Below are 16,232 nucleotides of genomic sequence, written 5' to 3' on the forward strand. Positions count from 1 at the left end.
CATGAGCTATTTGCGTGATGCCTTGGTGGACCGCGTGGGTGAGTTCATCCAGATGCGGCGCGACATCCACCGCCACCCCGAACTGGCCTACGCCGAGCACCGAACCGCTGACCTGGTGGCCAGCAAGCTCAAGAGCTGGGGCTACGCGGTACATCGTGGCTTGGGCGGCACAGGCGTGGTGGGCACCTTGCAGCGTGGACACAGTGCGCGCCGCTTGGGTCTGCGTGCCGACATGGATGCCTTGCCCATCGAAGAAGCCACTGGGCTGGCCTGGGCCAGTGCCAACCCGGGCGTGATGCACGCCTGCGGCCACGATGGTCACACGGCCATCTTGCTGGCGGCGGCCAAAACAATTGCAGACGATGTGAACTTTGACGGCACTTTGCATTTGATTTTTCAACCCGCAGAAGAAGGCGGTGGCGGCGCCTTGCGCATGATCGAAGACGGTTTGTTTGAACAACACCCGTGTGATGCGGTGTTTGCCATGCACAACATGCCGGGTGTGCCCACAGGCCACTTGGTGCTGCGTGACGGACCCGCCATGGCGTCGAGCGACTACGTGACCATCCGCGTCAACGGACAAGGTGGCCACGGTGCCATGCCGCACCGCGCCGCAGACCCGCTGGTGGCCGCATCGTCCATCGTCATGGCTTTGCAAACCGTGGTGTCGCGCAATGTGGACCCGCAGCACACCGCCGTGGTCACGGTGGGCGCGTTTCACGCAGGAGTCGCCAACAACGTCATACCCGCTCTAGCCACGCTGGAGTTGAGTGTGCGTGCGCTCGATCCGCAGGTGCGCCAATTGCTGGAGCAGCGCATCAAAGCTTTGGTGATAGCCCAAGCTGAGAGCTTTGGCGTACACGCCGAGGTGGACTGGAAGCCCGGCTACTGCGTGTTGGTCAACACCGAAGCAGAAACCCAGTTTGCGCGTCGTGTGGCACTCAAGCTGCGCGGTGAGGCCGGTGTCACTCTCAATGGCCCCGCGTTGACCGGCAGCGAAGACTTTGCCTTCATGCTGCAACGCGTGCCTGGCAGCTATGTGCTGATTGGCAATGGCGACGGTGACTCTGCGGGCGCGTGCATGGTGCACAACCCAGCGTATGACTTCAACGACGACAACATTGCCATTGGCGCTTCTTATTGGGCATTGCTTGTTCAGGAGTTTTTTGCCCACTAGAATGAATTAACCATCGACCTTGTGTCGACGTGTCATCGGGAGAGACTGCCCCTGTTTCACAGGGCAGCGCCGAAGGAGCAACCGCCCCGGAAACTCTCAGGCAAAAGGACCGATGACATGCAAATCTCTGAAGAGCGTTTGGCGTATTCGTCCGCCAATCCACCGAAGGAGCAAACCAGCACCGCGCGTGCTGCGTGAATCTCTCAGGTTCAAGACAGAGGGGGCGCCTGATGGCATGTTGCCGTTGGGCCCAACCCTCGACGTTTTGAAAGCTCATTCCTATGACTTCGATTGCCATCATCGGCGGCGGTATCACCGGCGTCACCTCGGCCTACGCGTTGGCCAAACGCGGTTTCTCGGTCACCTTGTTCGAACGCCACCGCTACGCGGCCATGGAAACTTCGTTTGCCAATGGCGGCCAACTCTCTGCCTCCAATGCCGAGGTGTGGAACTACACCGGCACCATCCTCAAAGGCTTGAAGTGGATGCTCAAAAGCGATGCGCCGCTGCTGGTCAACCCCAAGCCCAGCTGGCACAAGCTGTCGTGGTTTGCCGAATTCATCGCGGCCATCCCGCACTACGAACGCAACACGGTGCAGACCGCACGCATGGCCGTGGCGGCACGTGCGCACTTGTTTGCTTGGGCACAAGAAGAGGGCATTGATTTCGATCTCAAGCGCGAAGGCATCTTGCACATCTACCGCGACAAACAAGGCTTTGAGCACGCGGGCGAGGTGTCCAAGCTGTTGGCCCAAGGCGGTTTGCCACGTCGTGCCGTGACACCACAAGAAATGAAAGCCATTGAACCCACGCTGGCTGGCAATTACTACGGAGGTTATTTCACCGAAAGCGATTCAACCGGCGACATCCACAAATTCACCAATGGTTTGGCTGCTGCCGCTCAACGTTTGGGCGTGCGCATTCTGTACGGCCAAGACGTGACCTCGGTCAGCAGCAATGGCACCCAGGCCGTGGTCAAGGTGGCCTCACAAGATGGGCAGCCCTGCGTGCACACGTTCGACAGCTTGGTCATCTGCGCCGGTACGGCCAGCCGTGAATTGGCCGCACAGCTGGGCGACCGCGTCAACGTCTACCCCGTCAAAGGCTACTCGATCACGGTCAACCTCAACGATGCCGCCAGCCAAGCCGGCGCGCCTGTGGTGAGCCTGCTCGACGACGAAACCAAACTGGTCACCAGCCGTTTAGGCGTGGACCGTTTCCGCGTGGCAGGTACGGCCGAGTTCAACGGCTTCAACCGTGACATCCGTGCTGACCGCATCCGTCCTTTGGTGGCATGGGTGGAGCAGTGCTTTCCCAAAATCGATACCCGCTCGGTGGTGCCATGGGCCGGGCTGCGCCCCATGATGCCCAACATGATGCCGCGTGTGGGTCGAGGCAAAGCGGCCAACGTGTTCTACAACACAGGCCACGGCCATTTGGGCTGGACTTTGTCTGCCGTGACCGCTGACATGGTGGGTGATGTGGTGGCCGATGCCATGCGGGCACAAACACCTTCGCCCATTTCGGTGTCTGGCGCTAAGGCTGTTGCCGCTTGATACATCGTGTGCGGCCTAAGCATTTGACCGCGCATATGCACTGGCAAAATACCCACGGGCCTTCGGGCCCGTTTTTCATCGGCCCTACTTTTTCTAGAACACACCATGACTCCCACACGCATTGCCGTGGCCGGTGCCGGTTACATCGGTCAAGCCCACATGCACGCGGCTCAACACAGTGCCACGGTCACGTTGACCGCGGTGGTTGACCCATCGCCTGTGGCCAAAGAGGTTGCGGCCAAAGCCGGAGTGCCTTGTTACGCCTCCTTGGCCGAGTTATTTGCCAACGACCGTCCCGATGGCGTGGTGTTGGCCACGCCCAACGCCCTGCATGTGGCCCACGCGCTGGAATGCATGCAAGCGGGTGTTCCTTGTTTGCTAGAAAAGCCCATTGCACCCACCGTGGCCGAAGCGCAAACCCTGGTGGACCAGGTGGAGGCTACAGGTGCCAAAGTGCTGATTGGCCACCACCGCGCGCACAGCCCCATCATGGCCAAAGCCAAAGCCGTGGTGCAAAGCGGAGAACTGGGCCAGTTGGTGGCGGTGATGGGCAGCGCCACCTTTTACAAGCCCGACCAGTACTACGCCGATGGCCCGTGGCGATGTGAGGTGGGTGGCGGGCCCATCTTGCTCAATATGATTCACGAGGTGCACAACCTGCGCATGCTGTGTGGCGATATCGTGGCGGTGCAAGCGTTTGCCTCGAATGCCATCCGCGGCTTTGCGGTGGAAGACACGGTCTCCATCAACCTGCGGTTTGCCAACGGCGTGCTGGGCACCTTCTTGTTGTCTGACACCGCAGCGTGTGCGCGCAGTTGGGAACAAACCTCGCAAGAAAACAAGGCCTACACCAGCTACGACGACGAAGACTGTTATGTGATCACAGGCACCAATGGCAGTTTGTCGGTGCCCACCATGCGCTTGAAAACCTACCCCCGTCCCGAGGACCGCTCGTGGTGGAAACCGTTTGACGTCAGCACGGTCGAGATGGTGCGCACCGATCCGATTGCGCAACAAATGGAACACTTCGGTGCCGTGGTGCGAGGCGAAGCGACACCGTTGGTCACCGCACGCGATGGCTTGGCCAATTTGCGCGTCACCGAAGCCATTGTCGAAGCTGCCAAAACCGGCAGCACCATCGCTTTGGTGTGAGTCAACGCCTCAAAACCAAGCGGTTGCGCTAGAGCGTTGACTGCAAGTTGTGGAATGCAAAATTTTGTGCAGTTGTTCTCAACATTGCGATAAAATTCGATTCATACAATCCCTTCGCGGTGTCATTAAGTTGGCTCATGCTTAGGGCGAAAAAGCCACCGCAAGGTGGCTTTTTCATGGGTGAGGTTAACTTGCTGAGAACAATTGTTTATGTAGATGGCTACAACCTCTACTACTCGCGGTTGAAGGGAACCCCATACAAGTGGCTGGATATCCCCGCACTTTTTCGTGATCGCATTGTGACGCCACAAAACCCAGCTTCTGAAGTTGTGAAGGTCAAGTACTTCACATCTCCAGTCATGGCTTCATATGCCAGACACGGCAAAGCATCGGAAGAAGCACAAACGCAATATTTACGTGCTTTGCTTGCTCGTTCTGCGGGCTTCATGGAGGTCATCAAGGGCTTTCATGTATTTCAGCCGACGCACCTGCCAGCATACCGTGTGGGTGCCTCTCCAAATAAAGATGATCTCTCATCTGTGTGGATGATTGAGGAAAAGCAAACAGATGTGAATATTGCGCTTGAGGTTTACCGCGATTCAATTCAAGGTTCTTGCGATCAAATCGTCGTTTGCTCAAACGACAGTGATATTGAGACAGCTTTCCGATGCATTCGTACAGATGCTCCGCACGTCCAAATCGGCTTGGTGATGCCGCTGCGAGAGGTGATGGGTGAAAACTTGAATCGTCCAAACCAACGATTGGTACAACACGCACATTGGGTTCGCCATCACATCCGGGATGAAGAGTTGGCCGCTTGTCAGTTACCCCAAAACGTTCAAACCAAAAAGAAACCAGCTTCAAAGCCTGCGCACTGGTGAGGCTCTCAAAACCAAGCGGCCACCGCGTAAGGAATCAACAGCGCGCCCGCGATGCCGTGCAGCCCCATGCCTAAGCTGGCATACGCGCCTGCTTCGGCGTTCACGCTGAACGCACGTGAGGTGCCAATGCCGTGGGCGGCCACACCCAGCGCAAAGCCGCGTTGCCACCAAGCTGTGATGCGCAGTGCATCCAACACATAGCGACCGAGCACGGCCCCCAAGATGCCGGTGCTCACGGCAAAGATGGCGGTCAAGGTGGGCGATGCTTGCACCCGTTCGGCAATGCCCATGGCGATAGGCGCTGTGACTGACTTGGCCACCAGCCCACGCACCAGGGCTTCGTCCACGCCCAGCCAACGGGCCATGCCCACGGCGGTGAACGCCGAGGTCAAGCCGCCCGCCACCAACGACAACAGCAACACACCCATGCGTCCTTTCAAAGACGCCAAGCCTTTGTAAATCGGGATCGCCAAAGCCACGGTGGCAGTTCCTAGCAAGAAGTGCACAAACTGCGCGCCTTCAAAATATTTGGCATAGGGCATCTTCAGCCCGCTGATGCTCAAGGTCACCAACACCACCGCAATCAACACCGGGTTGGCCAGTGGGTTGCGTTGGCTGCGTTCGTAAATGGTCAGGCCCAGCCAGTAAGCGCTGAGCGTCAACACCAAGGCGAGCAGCGGACTGCCTGAGAGGTAGACCCAAATGTCAGAGATCGGGGGCAGGGTGGTGGTCATGTCAGTCTTTCTTGGCCAGCACTTTGAGCAAGCCCGCCGTCACCGCCACCGTGGCCACCACACTCACCACCAAGGCCGCGCTGATGGCCCATGCGTTGGCTTGCAGCAAGGGCAAGTACAACACCACGCCCACCGATGCGGGGATAAACAACAAGCCCAAGTGCTGCAAGATGCCGCTGCCCACTAAGTCGATGGATGCAGGCACTCTCCCACGCACACTGAGAAACACCAGCAACAACACCAAGCCCAGCACAGGCCCAGGAATAAACGGCAGTGCAAACTTAGAGACCAGCTCGCCCAGCGCTTGAAAGATGAAGAGTTGAACCAGGCCTTGAATCATGCAACCAGTGTAGACAAGTGCATGGCATCAAAAGTCAAAGCCCAGCTGTTGCTTGGCGGCTTGACTTGTTGTGGGTTTGGTTTTTCGTGCGGACAAGGTTTTTCTGGAGGCATGCTTGTCCACCACAGACTTTTTGCCCGCCTTGACTTCTGGCGTTTGACGTCGGCTGTGCAGTTGTTGCTTGCCTTCACGTGTGGCTTGTGCCAGATCGACCACAGGCTGCGCGACGTCCACCCCCAGTTGCACGCCTGCGTGGGTTTGTACCGGCTGAGGCATCAACCAAGGCTCGAACAGCCAGCTGTCTGGCACGCGGCGCATGGCGGGTAGCCAGCGTCTGACAAACACACCGTGCGGGTCGTGGTCTTGTGCCTGCTTGATGGGGTTGTACACACGCGTGGTGTTGATGCCTGTGGTGCCTGATTGCATTTGCAATTGGCTCCAGTGAATGCCGGGTTCGTAATCGAGAAATTGCGTCGCTAACCACTCGCCCACCGGACGCCAGTGCAGCCACAAAGGGTAGGCCGCGACTGACACCAACATGGCGCGCATGCGAAAGTTCAGCCATCCTGTCTCGCGCAGCATGACCACGCAGGCGTCCACCATGGGCCAGCCGGTGCGGGCGGCTTTCAAGGCTTCAAAGTACGCCGCATTGAAGTCTTCCTCGCGCAACCCGTCGTAGCCACGGTGCATATTGCGCCATTCAATCTCGGGCTCACTCTCGAGTTTTTGAATGAAGTGACAGTGCCAATACAAGCGGCTGATGAACGCAGTCAGCCCCGCCCGGTGGCGTGTTGCCGAAGGTGGCAATTGCGCGATGTGTGCCCGGGTGTGTTGCACCACCTCGCGCATGCTGATGCAGCCCCAGGCCAGATACGCCGACAGGCGCGAACACGCATCGGGTGCCGTCAAGGGAGAGGAAATACCTCCGCGATAACCCAAGCTGCGCGCATTCAAAAAGCTCTGCAAGGTGGCCAGTGCCAAGGGGCGTCCGCCCCGCTGGCGCAACGGAGGGTTGTGTTGCAAGTGCGCGGGTGCGTCCATCACAAAAGCTGGCGCTGGCACACGTGACCAAAACCTGAGTGGACCCACCTGTTGCAGCGGTGCCGCCATGTGTTTCTCCCAAGCGGCTTGCCACAGGTTTCTGTTCTTCAAACCACGCACCACACCAAACTGCGCCTGCTCTTGCCAAGCCACGCCGTGCGATCGGCACCAAGCCGCTACCCGCAGGTCGCGGGCGTAGGTCCATCCGTTGCCTGTTTCCTGGTGTGAATGCAGTCTCTCAAATGGATGGTCTTGCCAAATGCGAGACAGCACTTCCAGCAACTCGCCGACGTGTATTTCCAACCACCCACCTTGGGCACGCAATGCCTGATCGAGTGCTTGCAGCGATTCACGGACAAATTCAAAGTGTTGCAGAGCGGCGTCAGGCTGCAACCACAGTTCAGGCTCCACCACGTAAATGCAGCGCACGGGTCCACGCCTGCCTGCTTCGGCAAGTGCTGCATGGTCTTGCCAGCGCAAGTCACGCTTGAACCAAACCAGTTCATAGCTCATGTGTGCGGTGTGTGGCTGGGGTTGACCACTTGCGTCAGCGCTGGGTGGCGTTCGGTCTGGGAATGACTTGGTAGGACGTCATTTTCCCTTGTGCATCGACTTTGGCCAGCACCATGTCCCCCGAGGCGATGTTCTCGCCCATGAAGGCATGGATGTTGACGTGGTGCGTCACCAAGATGAGTGCCTTGTTGCCTTTGGTTTTGACCCTCTCAGCAATGAATTGCTCAAGCGCTTGCGTGCGAGCCTTGGCTAGGTGCATCTCATCAAAAAAAGAGGCCAAGGCAGGCGCCACCTTGAAGCCGCTGAAGTGCAGCAGCTCCGCCGTGTCCTTGCAGCGGCACCACGCGCTGCTGTGCACGTCAGCCGTTGTCACGCCTTGCTTGCGTAGCCACTGGCCCACCACCACGGCTTGTTGGCGTCCCTCTGCGCTCAGGTTGCGCTGGGTTTTGCAGTCTTCCAGTGTGTAACCCGTGGGGTCTCCGACACCAGGGGCCAGGGTATGGCGTATCAGCAAGACGTAGTCAGGCGACTGAAGTTTCTCTGACAAGTCGCTGGCCAGTGCGCACACCGACAGCATGAAACAACAAGCAGTGAAGGCAATTTTTTTCAGATTCATGTCACTCAATCTCGCAAAGCTTGTGTAGGGGAGGCTAGCTATTGAAGCCCTGCATGGCAGGCATTTTCAGTGAACAAGACGCACCAGAAACTTGTTCTACAAAAAAACATTAAAAATAATAAAAACAATACTAAAATACCTAATAAATTTAAACTTAAAAATTTTGATAAACGTAAATATCTATTGATCCAAATTCATATTCAGACGACCAATTTTTAAACAGGAACAGATCATGAGAACTTATGTGCGCAACGCTTGCCCCTTTTTGATGTTGAGCCTGTTTCATTTATGTTCCGGCGCACAAGTTCAGGAGCCTTTCTTAGAGCTGGGACTGCAAGAGGTGCTGCAGCTTGAAATCACCTCAGTGTCGAAGAAACCACAGACGATCTCGCAAGCCGCTGCGGCTGTTTTTGTGATCACGGGCGACGACATCCGCCGAGCCGGTGCGCAAAACATTCCAGATGCGCTTCGATTGGCACCAGGGATCAATGTGGCGCAAATCAGCTCGAATGCATGGGCCATCAGCGCGCGTGGTTCGAATGGCCGTTTTGCCAACAAACTCTTGGTCATGATTGACGGACGCTCTGTGTATTCGCCCTTGTTTTCGGGCGTTTTTTGGGACACACAAGACACCGTGTTGGCAGACATTGATCGCATTGAGGTCATCCGTGGTCCTGGTGCCTCGCTGTGGGGGGCGAATGCCGTGAACGGTGTGATCAACATCATCACCAAATCTGCTGCCGCCACGCAAGGCAGCTTGATCGACGTCAGCGTTGGCACCACCACCCAAGGCAATGTGTCGATGCGTTATGGCGGTGAATGGCAAGGCGTGGGGCATTGGCGCATTTACGGCAAAACATTTGAGAACAAAGCGCTCGACCTTGCGAATGGACTGGGCAAAGGCATGGACAGCTGGCGCCAGCAACGCGTTGGCTGGCGTGCAGACCTCAACCCCAGCGGACAAGATGCGGTCACCGTACAGGGTGAACTCCATCAGGGCTCGTACGGCGAGTCGGCACTGCTCAACAGTTTGTCACCGCCGGGCAACGTGCTGCAAGGCACCACCCAATCCGATTCTGGCGGCCATCTGTTGGCGCGCTGGCAGCGCGACTTGCCTAGCAACAACTCGCTGACCGTACAGAGCTACTTTGAACACACCCGGCGCGATTGGCCGGCCCACCCCTATTACCGTCTCGACACCTGGGACGTGGACGCGCAATACCGCCACCGAGAGATCAAGTCGCATGACATCGTATTGGGCGCCTCCTTTCGGCAAAACAGCGATGAAGTTCGCACCTCAACCACAGGCTTGCCCTCAGGCATCGAGCAATACCAAACATTCAGCGCCGACCACCTGCGCACACGCATGTGGAGCATGCTGGCGCAAGACGACATCAGCCTCATTGCAGACAAGCTGATCCTCACGGTGGGAAGCAAATTTGAAAAGTACGAGGAAGAATCGCTCAAGCCGTTGCCCAACGTGCGCTTGATGTGGATGCCCGATGACAACCAAACATTTTGGACATCGGCCAGCAAAGCCATTCGCACACCCAGTCGCATAGACCGCAATGGCACCACACGGTCTCTCTTGCCGTCAGAGTTCACCTTGAACGGGAGCAGTTTGCCCCGTCCCGGCTTCATGGATGTCTCAGGTAAAACGACTTCAGAGGAGTTGTGGGCCTACGAAGTGGGATGGAAGCATCGCTTGGCGCAGGGTCTCACGCTGGATACCTCGGTGTATTACAACGATTACAAGAAGTTGCGCTCGGGCAGTTTCAGCACGAACAACATGCAGTGCCTGCCTGCCTACGGCATTATCTCGAGCCCCGCCTATGCCGAGTGTTTTGTGCCAGCACTGGCGTCGCTCAACCAATACTTGCTGTTGCAAGCCACCCTGCTCAACGAATACACGGGGCACAGCCAGGGCATCGAAGCCTGGCTGGACTGGCAAGCCTCGCGCGAGCATCGTTTGCAAGCCAGTGCGAGTCGCTACAGCATGAAGGTCAACACCACGGCGGCCAACGCCTACAGCTTGGAATCAACCGGTAGCAGCCCCAAATGGACGGGATCGTTGCGTTGGTCCTACACGCCCAGCAAACGTTCTGAGACAGATGTGATCGTGCGCTACGTTGGCGCGTTGAACGATGTGCTCTTTGGTCAGTCCATTCCCAGTTACACCACCGCTGATATGCGCTGGGCCTGGCACAGCTCACCCGAGGTGCAGTGGAGCGTCACAGGGCGAAACCTTTTGATGTCACGTCACTTGGAGTTCACTTCGGAACTGTCTGACACAGCGCGCTCTTTGATTGGACCTTCTGTGATTTTTGGTGTGCGCGTTCAGTATTGACCGGTTACACCTCAGACACACATGCGCACTTGCATGCTTCAACGCATCGCGGCACTGCTTGGGTTCAGTGTTGTCGTGCTGTGTGCGTCGCTGGGCACAAGTCATGCTCAAACCGATTTGTCGCGAGAAGCACGCATCCAAGCGGTACTCATCCTGCGCTTGATCAAATTTGTGGAGTGGCCAGCTGACAGCATGACACGCACAGAAAGTCTGCAAGTGTGTATCTGGGGTGAGTCACCCACTGAGATCGCACTGCAAAGCCTGCAAAACCAAAAAATACGTGAACGAGACATCCGCTTCAAGAAACTGACGTTGCCACTCGACACCCGTGGCTGCCATGTTCTCTACGTCAGCAATACCGTTCGAGATGTCAGCCCTGCACTGCTCTATGGCTCGGGCAGCAACGCCTTGTTAACGATCAGTGACATGCCTGATTTCAACAAGCGCGGCGGCATCATTGCCTTGGTTCGCAAAGACAACCGCATTGGTTTTGAAATTCAGCTGCGCTATGCCCGCGAGCATGGCTTGCAAATTGGTGCGCCGCTCCTTGAGTTGGCACGCGTCGTGGACTGAACAGGCAGGCTCATATGCGCAAACCAGATCTCATCAAAAACAAACTCAACAGCTTGATGCTGCGCACGGTCACCCTTGCGCTGAGCGCGGCGACTGTGCTTTTGTTGCTCTACCAAGGTTGGACCTTCCAGCAAAACATGTTCGATCGGCTCGCGGTGGTGTCGCAAATGGCGGGCAGCAACCTCACGGCTGCGCTGGAGTTTGAAGATGCACGTCAAGCGCAGTTGCTGCTTCAATCGGTGCAAGCCGAGCCAGACATCGTGGCCGTGACGGTCTATGACCGCGAGCGCCAACGCTTTGCGAGCTACAGCGCGCAAGGACGAGCAGCCTCAGTTCATCCCGAACAGCTGACCAGCGAAGATGCCCACCAACACAGTGGCTACGTGTTTCGCGTCAACTTGATGGAGCACACAGCGCCCGTGTTGCTGCACGACGAAACCGTGGGCTACATCTTGATCAGCGCCAGCCCCAACCGTTTGCTGCAACAGTGGGGGGTCAGCTTGCTGTTCATCATGCTGATTTCAATCGTCTCTGGTTGGTTGGCCATGCGCGCGGCAGCTGCTTTGCAGCAGCGCTTGGTCGAGCCCATCACCGGGCTGGCTCAGTCCATGCGCCAGTTCACGCAAGAGCAAGATTTCGGCATCCGCGTGCACAGCCAATCCGATGATGAGATTGGACAACTGACCCGTGGCTTCAACGACATGTTGACGCACTTGCAAGAGCGAGAGGTCGCGCTCGATGACCGCAATCGACAATTGGCACACAGCAACCAAGAGCTTGAACAAGCTGTCAAAGAGGCCACACAGGCTCGCCTCGTGGCTGAGCAAGCGGCCTACGTCAAGTCCATGTTTCTGGCCAACATGAGCCATGAAATTCGAACCCCCATGAGCGGTATTTTGGGCATGACCGAGTTGTTGCTCGACAGCCCTTTGCAAACCGAACAACGCAGCCAGGTAGAAACCGTACTCAGCTCTGGCCGTGCGCTGTTGAGCATCATCAATGACATCTTGGATTTTTCAAAAATCGAAGCCAACAAGATGGTGCTCAGTCCTTCGACCGTGGAGATACGCAGTCTGCTGCAAGATCTGATTCAACTGTTTCAGCGCAGTGCGCAACTCAAAAACCTATCTCTGCGCTTGACCGTCGACCCCGAGGTCGTCAATTGGTGCCGTGTCGATGCGGGGCGCTTGCGCCAAATTTTGGCCAATCTGTTGGGCAATGCCATCAAGTTCACCAATGCCGGCGAAGTGCATCTGCATGTGTCACAAGCGCAGGCGTCTGACACACGTGTGCAATTGTGCTTTGAAGTCAGTGACACAGGCATTGGAATTTCGCCCCAACAACAAGACCATATCTTTGACGAGTTCAACCAAGGCGACATCAGCACTGCGCGACGCCACAGCGGCACCGGTTTGGGTTTGGCCATCGCGCAGCGCTTGGTGCAGCTCATGGGCGGCAACATACAAGTCCAGAGCCAAGTTGGCCAAGGCAGCACGTTTTGGTTCTTAGTCGATTTGGACATGGAATCTGCCGTCACACCCACAGGCACTGCCCAGCCACACCAGGTCATGCCCAACAACCCCATCGGGCATCCCGTGTTGGGCTACAGCTGCCGCGTCTTGGTGGTGGAGGACCATCCCGTCAATCAAATCTTGGCCCGCACAGCCTTGCAGCGTTTAGGCTGCGTGGTTGATGTTGTGAACGGCGGTGCAGAGGGCGTCGAGGCAGCCACGGCCAAGACTTACGACCTGATACTGATGGACTGTCAAATGCCCGATGTGGATGGCTACGAGGCCACGCGCCAGATTCGGTTATGGGAGAGCCAGCAAACCAGCCCTGAGCGCATACCCATCGTGGCACTCACGGCCTACGCCATGCAAGGCGACCGCGAGAAGTGCGAAGCCGCCGGCATGGATGACTATCTCACCAAACCTTTCACAGGCCACAGCTTGCTCGACGTGCTGCGGCGCTGGACGCGCGATCCGCAATCAAAAGCTTGAGCTTCGAAAGTTAGCGCGCTGTTGCACACACCGTCGCTGGGCGGGCACTGGTCGCGACAGGCATCAACTGCTAAACAGTTCTGAGTGGGTGCCCGCACGCACAAAATGAACTGTGTTGTCGCCCACTTGGTAAATCAATAAAAAGTCGCCGCCGATATGGCATTCACGGTGGTCAGCCCAATTGCCTTTGAGCGCATGGTCTAACCATTCGGGCCCGAGAGGCATGTCGTTCGCAATGAGCTGCACCATGACCTCTTTGAGGCGCACCATGTCATAGCGCCCCGAGTGCGACAAACGTTGCCAGTCTTTGAGAAACGTCTTGGTGTAGTCAGACGCACGCGGCAGTGCAGCGCGTTTACTTGCGGCTGTTTTTTTCAAGATCAGTGAACAGTTCGTCAGCCGTTGCAAAGCGTGCACGGCGTTTGGCCATCATGGCGCGGGACTCTTGCATCGCAGCCAGTGTTTCGGCATTGGGCACTTTGAGTTCGAGAGGAAAGGCTTGGTCAATCACCACGCGGCGTAAAAACAAACGCACAGCATCTGACACAGACAAGCCCATGGCTGAGAGGGCCTCTGTGGCTTGCTCTTTGGTGTCGTCATCCACACGAATGTGGAGCATGGAGGTTTGTGCCGTCACTGCGGACTCCTGCGAAATTTAGAATGGATCGCATTTTGTATCTCAATTGAGATATTGTCAATCGCCCACGTCTGTCAACGACTTGCCAGCGCCAACTGCAAGGCCAACTGGTTGTGCCGTTCAATCAGCGGCCTCATGTCGACTGTGGCAATCTGTCCTTGCCGCACCACCACACGGCCATTCACGAGGGTGTAGTCCGCTTGACCACTGGCGCACAGCAGCAGCGCGCCCACCGGGTCGTGCACCGCAGCGCCGGCCATGCTGAGGGTGTCGGTGCGAAACATGGCAATGTCCGCGCAGTAGCCGGGGCTGAGTTGCCCCAGTTCGTGTGCGCGGCCCAGCACCTGGGCACCCCCGCGTGTGGCCAAGCGTAGGGCGTCACGCGGTGTCATCTCAGCCGGGCCGTGGTCGCACCCAAAACTCTCCAGGGCACGGCCCACGCGGGCCAGCAGCATGGCTTGGCGCGCTTCGTTGAGCAGGTGCGCCCCGTCGTTGCTGGCACAGCCGTCTACACCCAGGCCCACGGGCACGCCCGCGTCCAGCATCTTGCGCAAGGGCAAGATGCCGCTGGCCAAACGCATGTTGCTACACGGGCAGTGGGCAATGCCGGTGCGGGTTTTGGCAAACAGGTAGGTGCCCGCTTCGTCGAGCTTCACCCCGTGGGCGTGCCACACGTCGTCGCCCACCCAGCCCAGGTCTTGGGCGTACTCGGCGGGCGTGCAGTTGAACTTTTCTCGCGTGTAGGCAATGTCGTGGTCGTTCTCGGCTAGGTGCGTGTGCAGCCGCACCTTGTAGGCGCGCGCCAACTCGGCCGAGCTGCGCATCAGGTCTTGGCTCACACTGAAGGGTGAGCATGGGGCCACGGCCACATGCGTCATGGCACCAAAGCTGGCGTCGTGCCAAGTCTCGATCAGGCGTTGTGTTTCTTTCAGAATGAAAGGCTCTTCTTCCACCACGCGGTCGGGCGGCAGCCCGCCTTGGGACTGACCCACGCTCATGCTGCCGCGTGTGGCCGTAAAGCGCATGCCCATGGTGTGGGCCGCTTCAATGCTGTCGTCCAGCCGCACCCCGTTGGGGTAGATGTACAGGTGATCGCTGCTGGTGGTGCAGCCACTCAGCAGCAACTCGGCCATGGCCACTTGGGTTGACACCTTCACCATCTCTGGCGTGAGCCCCGCCCATATGGGGTACAGCCCTTGCAGCCAACTGAACAGCTCGGCGTTTTGCACCTGTGGCACCGCCCGCGTGAGCGACTGGTACATGTGGTGGTGTGTGTTGATCAAGCCAGGCACCACCACGTGGTGGCGGGCGTCAATCACTTCGTCCACGGCACCAGGGGCCAGCCAGGCATCCACCGGTTCATCGGACTTGAAGATGCGGTCAATGCGCCCATCGCGTATCAGCAGCGAGGTGTGATGGAGTTCGGTGTTGGCATCGTCAAGTAACGCGATGCAGCGGGCGCGGTGAATCAGCAGGGTGGTCATGCGCAAACTTTAACTGCTCTATGTCCCGAGTTTTCTGACCGAGGTTGCATCGGGAATGTCCCATGTGTTGAGGGCTTGCCCCGTGCGGCATCGGTTTCTAAACTGAAGCGATGAAAACCTACAACATCGCATGCATTCCCGGAGACGGCATTGGCCAAGAAGTAGTTCCAGCAGGCCAGCAAGTGCTGGCAGCCCTGGCCTCGGGCAGCCAAGCATTCACCTTCAACTTCACCAGCTTTGGCTGGGGTGGCAACTGGTACCGCGCACACGGCGAGATGATGCCCAAAGACGGCCTTGATGCTTTGCGCCACATGGACGCCATATTGTTTGGCTCGGCAGGTGACCCACACATTCCCGACCACATTACGCTGTGGGGCTTGCGCCTAAAAATTTGCCAGGGCTTTGACCAATACGCCAACGTGCGCCCCACCCGCATCTTGCCCGGCATCGATGCGCCCCTGAAGCGTTGCGCTCCAAAAGACCTGGACTGGGTGATCGTGCGAGAAAACTCAGAAGGCGAGTATTCGGGGGTGGGCGGTCGCGCCCACCAAGGGCATCCCATCGAGGTGGCCACTGACGTGTCCATGATGACGCGTGCGGGTGTCGAGCGCATCATGCGCTACGCCTTCAAGCTCGCGCAGTCGCGCCCGCGCAAGTTGCTGACCGTGGTGACCAAGTCCAACGCACAACGCCACGCCATGGTGATGTGGGACGAAATTGCCGTGCAAATCAGCCGCGAATTTCCCGATGTCACCTGGGACAAAGAGTTGGTCGATGCCGCCACCGCCCGCATGGTCAACCGTCCCGCCAGCTTGGCCACTTTGGTGGCCACCAATTTGCACGCCGACATCTTGAGCGACTTGGCGGCTGCGCTGGCAGGCAGCCTGGGCATTGCGCCCACAGGCAACATCGACCCCGAGCGCCGCTACCCCAGCATGTTCGAGCCCATCCATGGCTCGGCCTTTGACATCATGGGCCAAGGCCTGGCCAACCCCGTGGGCACGTTTTGGAGTTGCGTCATGCTGCTCGACCACTTGGGCGAACACGCTGCTGCAAAAAAATTGATGCACGCCATCGAACAAGTCACGGCCAACCCCGCCCTTCACACGCGTGACTTAGGCGGCAGCGCCACCACCGCGCAAGTGACCGATGCGGTGTGTGCGTTGATTCGTTGATTCATC

At 57.8% G+C, this 16,232-nt stretch carries 15 protein-coding genes and 1 riboswitch; of the genes, 8 read left to right on the forward strand and 7 right to left on the reverse strand.

The window, feature by feature from the left end; genetic code table 11:
* Window position 1: 1 nt before the first annotated feature.
* From B9Z41_RS14555 to B9Z41_RS14570, 4 genes are all read left to right on the forward strand, one after another.
* Window positions 2-1,177: a M20 aminoacylase family protein gene (locus B9Z41_RS14555; RefSeq protein ID WP_100147803.1), complete on the forward strand. Its 1,176-nt coding sequence runs from the start codon at window positions 2-4 to the stop codon at window positions 1,175-1,177.
* A 26-nt stretch (window positions 1,178-1,203) separates the two neighbouring features.
* Window positions 1,204-1,299: riboswitch (glycine riboswitch) on the forward strand.
* A gap of 159 nt (window positions 1,300-1,458) precedes the next feature.
* Entirely contained in the window at window positions 1,459-2,733 is a 1,275-nt protein-coding gene (locus B9Z41_RS14560; RefSeq protein WP_100147804.1) for a D-amino acid dehydrogenase, read from the forward strand.
* Between the two features lie 105 nt (window positions 2,734-2,838).
* Window positions 2,839-3,885: a Gfo/Idh/MocA family protein gene (locus B9Z41_RS14565; protein WP_100147805.1), complete on the forward strand. Its 1,047-nt coding sequence runs from the start codon at window positions 2,839-2,841 to the stop codon at window positions 3,883-3,885.
* Between the two features lie 47 nt (window positions 3,886-3,932).
* Window positions 3,933-4,766 (forward strand): NYN domain-containing protein, encoded by an 834-nt coding sequence (locus tag B9Z41_RS14570; protein WP_233202715.1) that lies wholly within the window; start codon window positions 3,933-3,935, stop codon window positions 4,764-4,766.
* 5 nt (window positions 4,767-4,771) lie between these two features.
* On the opposite strand, the gene B9Z41_RS14575 is transcribed toward B9Z41_RS14570, so the two are convergent.
* The 4 genes from B9Z41_RS14575 to B9Z41_RS14590 are packed head-to-tail and all read right to left on the reverse strand — an operon-like array spanning window position 4,772 to window position 8,010.
* Window positions 4,772-5,500, reverse strand: coding sequence for an LrgB family protein (locus tag B9Z41_RS14575; protein WP_100147806.1), 729 nt, complete (start codon window positions 5,498-5,500; stop codon window positions 4,772-4,774).
* 1 nt (window position 5,501) lies between these two features.
* Complete coding sequence (locus tag B9Z41_RS14580; protein ID WP_100147807.1) at window positions 5,502-5,840, reverse strand: CidA/LrgA family protein; 339 nt, start codon at window positions 5,838-5,840, stop codon at window positions 5,502-5,504.
* Between the two features lie 27 nt (window positions 5,841-5,867).
* Complete coding sequence (locus tag B9Z41_RS14585) at window positions 5,868-7,394, reverse strand: cryptochrome/deoxyribodipyrimidine photo-lyase family protein (protein ID WP_100147808.1); 1,527 nt, start codon at window positions 7,392-7,394, stop codon at window positions 5,868-5,870.
* A gap of 34 nt (window positions 7,395-7,428) precedes the next feature.
* Window positions 7,429-8,010 carry a histidine phosphatase family protein gene (locus B9Z41_RS14590; protein ID WP_100147809.1) on the reverse strand — a complete coding sequence of 194 codons (582 nt, stop codon included), beginning with the start codon at window positions 8,008-8,010 and terminating at the stop codon, window positions 7,429-7,431.
* A 232-nt stretch (window positions 8,011-8,242) separates the two neighbouring features.
* Here B9Z41_RS14590 and B9Z41_RS14595 point away from each other — a divergent pair, with 232 nt between their 5' ends.
* The 3 genes from B9Z41_RS14595 to B9Z41_RS14605 are packed head-to-tail and all read left to right on the forward strand — an operon-like array spanning window position 8,243 to window position 12,930.
* A complete protein-coding gene (locus B9Z41_RS14595) occupies window positions 8,243-10,357 on the forward strand; it encodes a TonB-dependent siderophore receptor (RefSeq protein ID WP_100147810.1) in 2,115 nt (704 codons plus the stop codon).
* Window positions 10,358-10,390: 33 nt separating this feature from the next.
* A complete protein-coding gene (locus B9Z41_RS14600) occupies window positions 10,391-10,930 on the forward strand; it encodes a YfiR family protein (protein ID WP_158236195.1) in 540 nt (179 codons plus the stop codon).
* A 14-nt stretch (window positions 10,931-10,944) separates the two neighbouring features.
* Window positions 10,945-12,930 (forward strand): ATP-binding protein, encoded by a 1,986-nt coding sequence (locus B9Z41_RS14605; protein WP_100147812.1) that lies wholly within the window; start codon window positions 10,945-10,947, stop codon window positions 12,928-12,930.
* A gap of 63 nt (window positions 12,931-12,993) precedes the next feature.
* Here B9Z41_RS14605 and B9Z41_RS14610 read toward each other — a convergent pair whose 3' ends face one another.
* The 3 genes from B9Z41_RS14610 to B9Z41_RS14620 form a co-directional block, all read right to left on the reverse strand.
* Complete coding sequence (locus tag B9Z41_RS14610) at window positions 12,994-13,314, reverse strand: type II toxin-antitoxin system YafQ family toxin (RefSeq protein WP_100147847.1); 321 nt, start codon at window positions 13,312-13,314, stop codon at window positions 12,994-12,996.
* Window positions 13,286-13,567, reverse strand: a complete 282-nt coding sequence (locus B9Z41_RS14615) for a type II toxin-antitoxin system RelB/DinJ family antitoxin (protein ID WP_369823344.1) — start codon at window positions 13,565-13,567, stop codon at window positions 13,286-13,288. The genes B9Z41_RS14610 and B9Z41_RS14615 overlap by 29 nt, the downstream gene beginning before the upstream one ends.
* A gap of 74 nt (window positions 13,568-13,641) precedes the next feature.
* The gene (locus tag B9Z41_RS14620) at window positions 13,642-15,051 is read right to left on the reverse strand and encodes an 8-oxoguanine deaminase (RefSeq protein ID WP_100147813.1); all 1,410 of its coding nucleotides are present in this window, start codon (window positions 15,049-15,051) and stop codon (window positions 13,642-13,644) included.
* A gap of 110 nt (window positions 15,052-15,161) precedes the next feature.
* Between B9Z41_RS14620 and B9Z41_RS14625 the strand changes: the two genes are divergently transcribed.
* Complete coding sequence (locus B9Z41_RS14625; protein WP_100147814.1) at window positions 15,162-16,226, forward strand: tartrate dehydrogenase; 1,065 nt, start codon at window positions 15,162-15,164, stop codon at window positions 16,224-16,226.
* The last annotated feature ends 6 nt before the right edge of the window (window positions 16,227-16,232 follow it).

It is taken from the genome of Limnohabitans sp. JirII-31 (genome assembly GCF_002778315.1).
Taxonomy (GTDB): domain Bacteria; phylum Pseudomonadota; class Gammaproteobacteria; order Burkholderiales; family Burkholderiaceae_C; genus Limnohabitans.

Bases quoted from the DNA above. Each gene is read 5' to 3' on its own strand.
- B9Z41_RS14555 (WP_100147803.1), top strand. From the start codon at position 2: ATGAGCTATTTGCGTGATGCCTTGGTGGACCGCGTGGGTGAGTTCATC.
- B9Z41_RS14560 (WP_100147804.1), top strand. From the start codon at position 1,459: ATGACTTCGATTGCCATCATCGGCGGCGGTATCACCGGCGTCACCTCG.
- B9Z41_RS14565 (WP_100147805.1), top strand. From the start codon at position 2,839: ATGACTCCCACACGCATTGCCGTGGCCGGTGCCGGTTACATCGGTCAA.
- B9Z41_RS14575 (WP_100147806.1), bottom strand. From the start codon at position 5,500: ATGACCACCACCCTGCCCCCGATCTCTGACATTTGGGTCTACCTCTCA.
- B9Z41_RS14580 (WP_100147807.1), bottom strand. From the start codon at position 5,840: ATGATTCAAGGCCTGGTTCAACTCTTCATCTTTCAAGCGCTGGGCGAG.
- B9Z41_RS14585 (WP_100147808.1), bottom strand. From the start codon at position 7,394: ATGAGCTATGAACTGGTTTGGTTCAAGCGTGACTTGCGCTGGCAAGAC.
- B9Z41_RS14590 (WP_100147809.1), bottom strand. From the start codon at position 8,010: ATGAATCTGAAAAAAATTGCCTTCACTGCTTGTTGTTTCATGCTGTCG.
- B9Z41_RS14595 (WP_100147810.1), top strand. From the start codon at position 8,243: ATGAGAACTTATGTGCGCAACGCTTGCCCCTTTTTGATGTTGAGCCTG.
- B9Z41_RS14600 (WP_158236195.1), top strand. From the start codon at position 10,391: ATGCTTCAACGCATCGCGGCACTGCTTGGGTTCAGTGTTGTCGTGCTG.
- B9Z41_RS14605 (WP_100147812.1), top strand. From the start codon at position 10,945: ATGCGCAAACCAGATCTCATCAAAAACAAACTCAACAGCTTGATGCTG.
- B9Z41_RS14620 (WP_100147813.1), bottom strand. From the start codon at position 15,051: ATGACCACCCTGCTGATTCACCGCGCCCGCTGCATCGCGTTACTTGAC.
- B9Z41_RS14625 (WP_100147814.1), top strand. From the start codon at position 15,162: ATGAAAACCTACAACATCGCATGCATTCCCGGAGACGGCATTGGCCAA.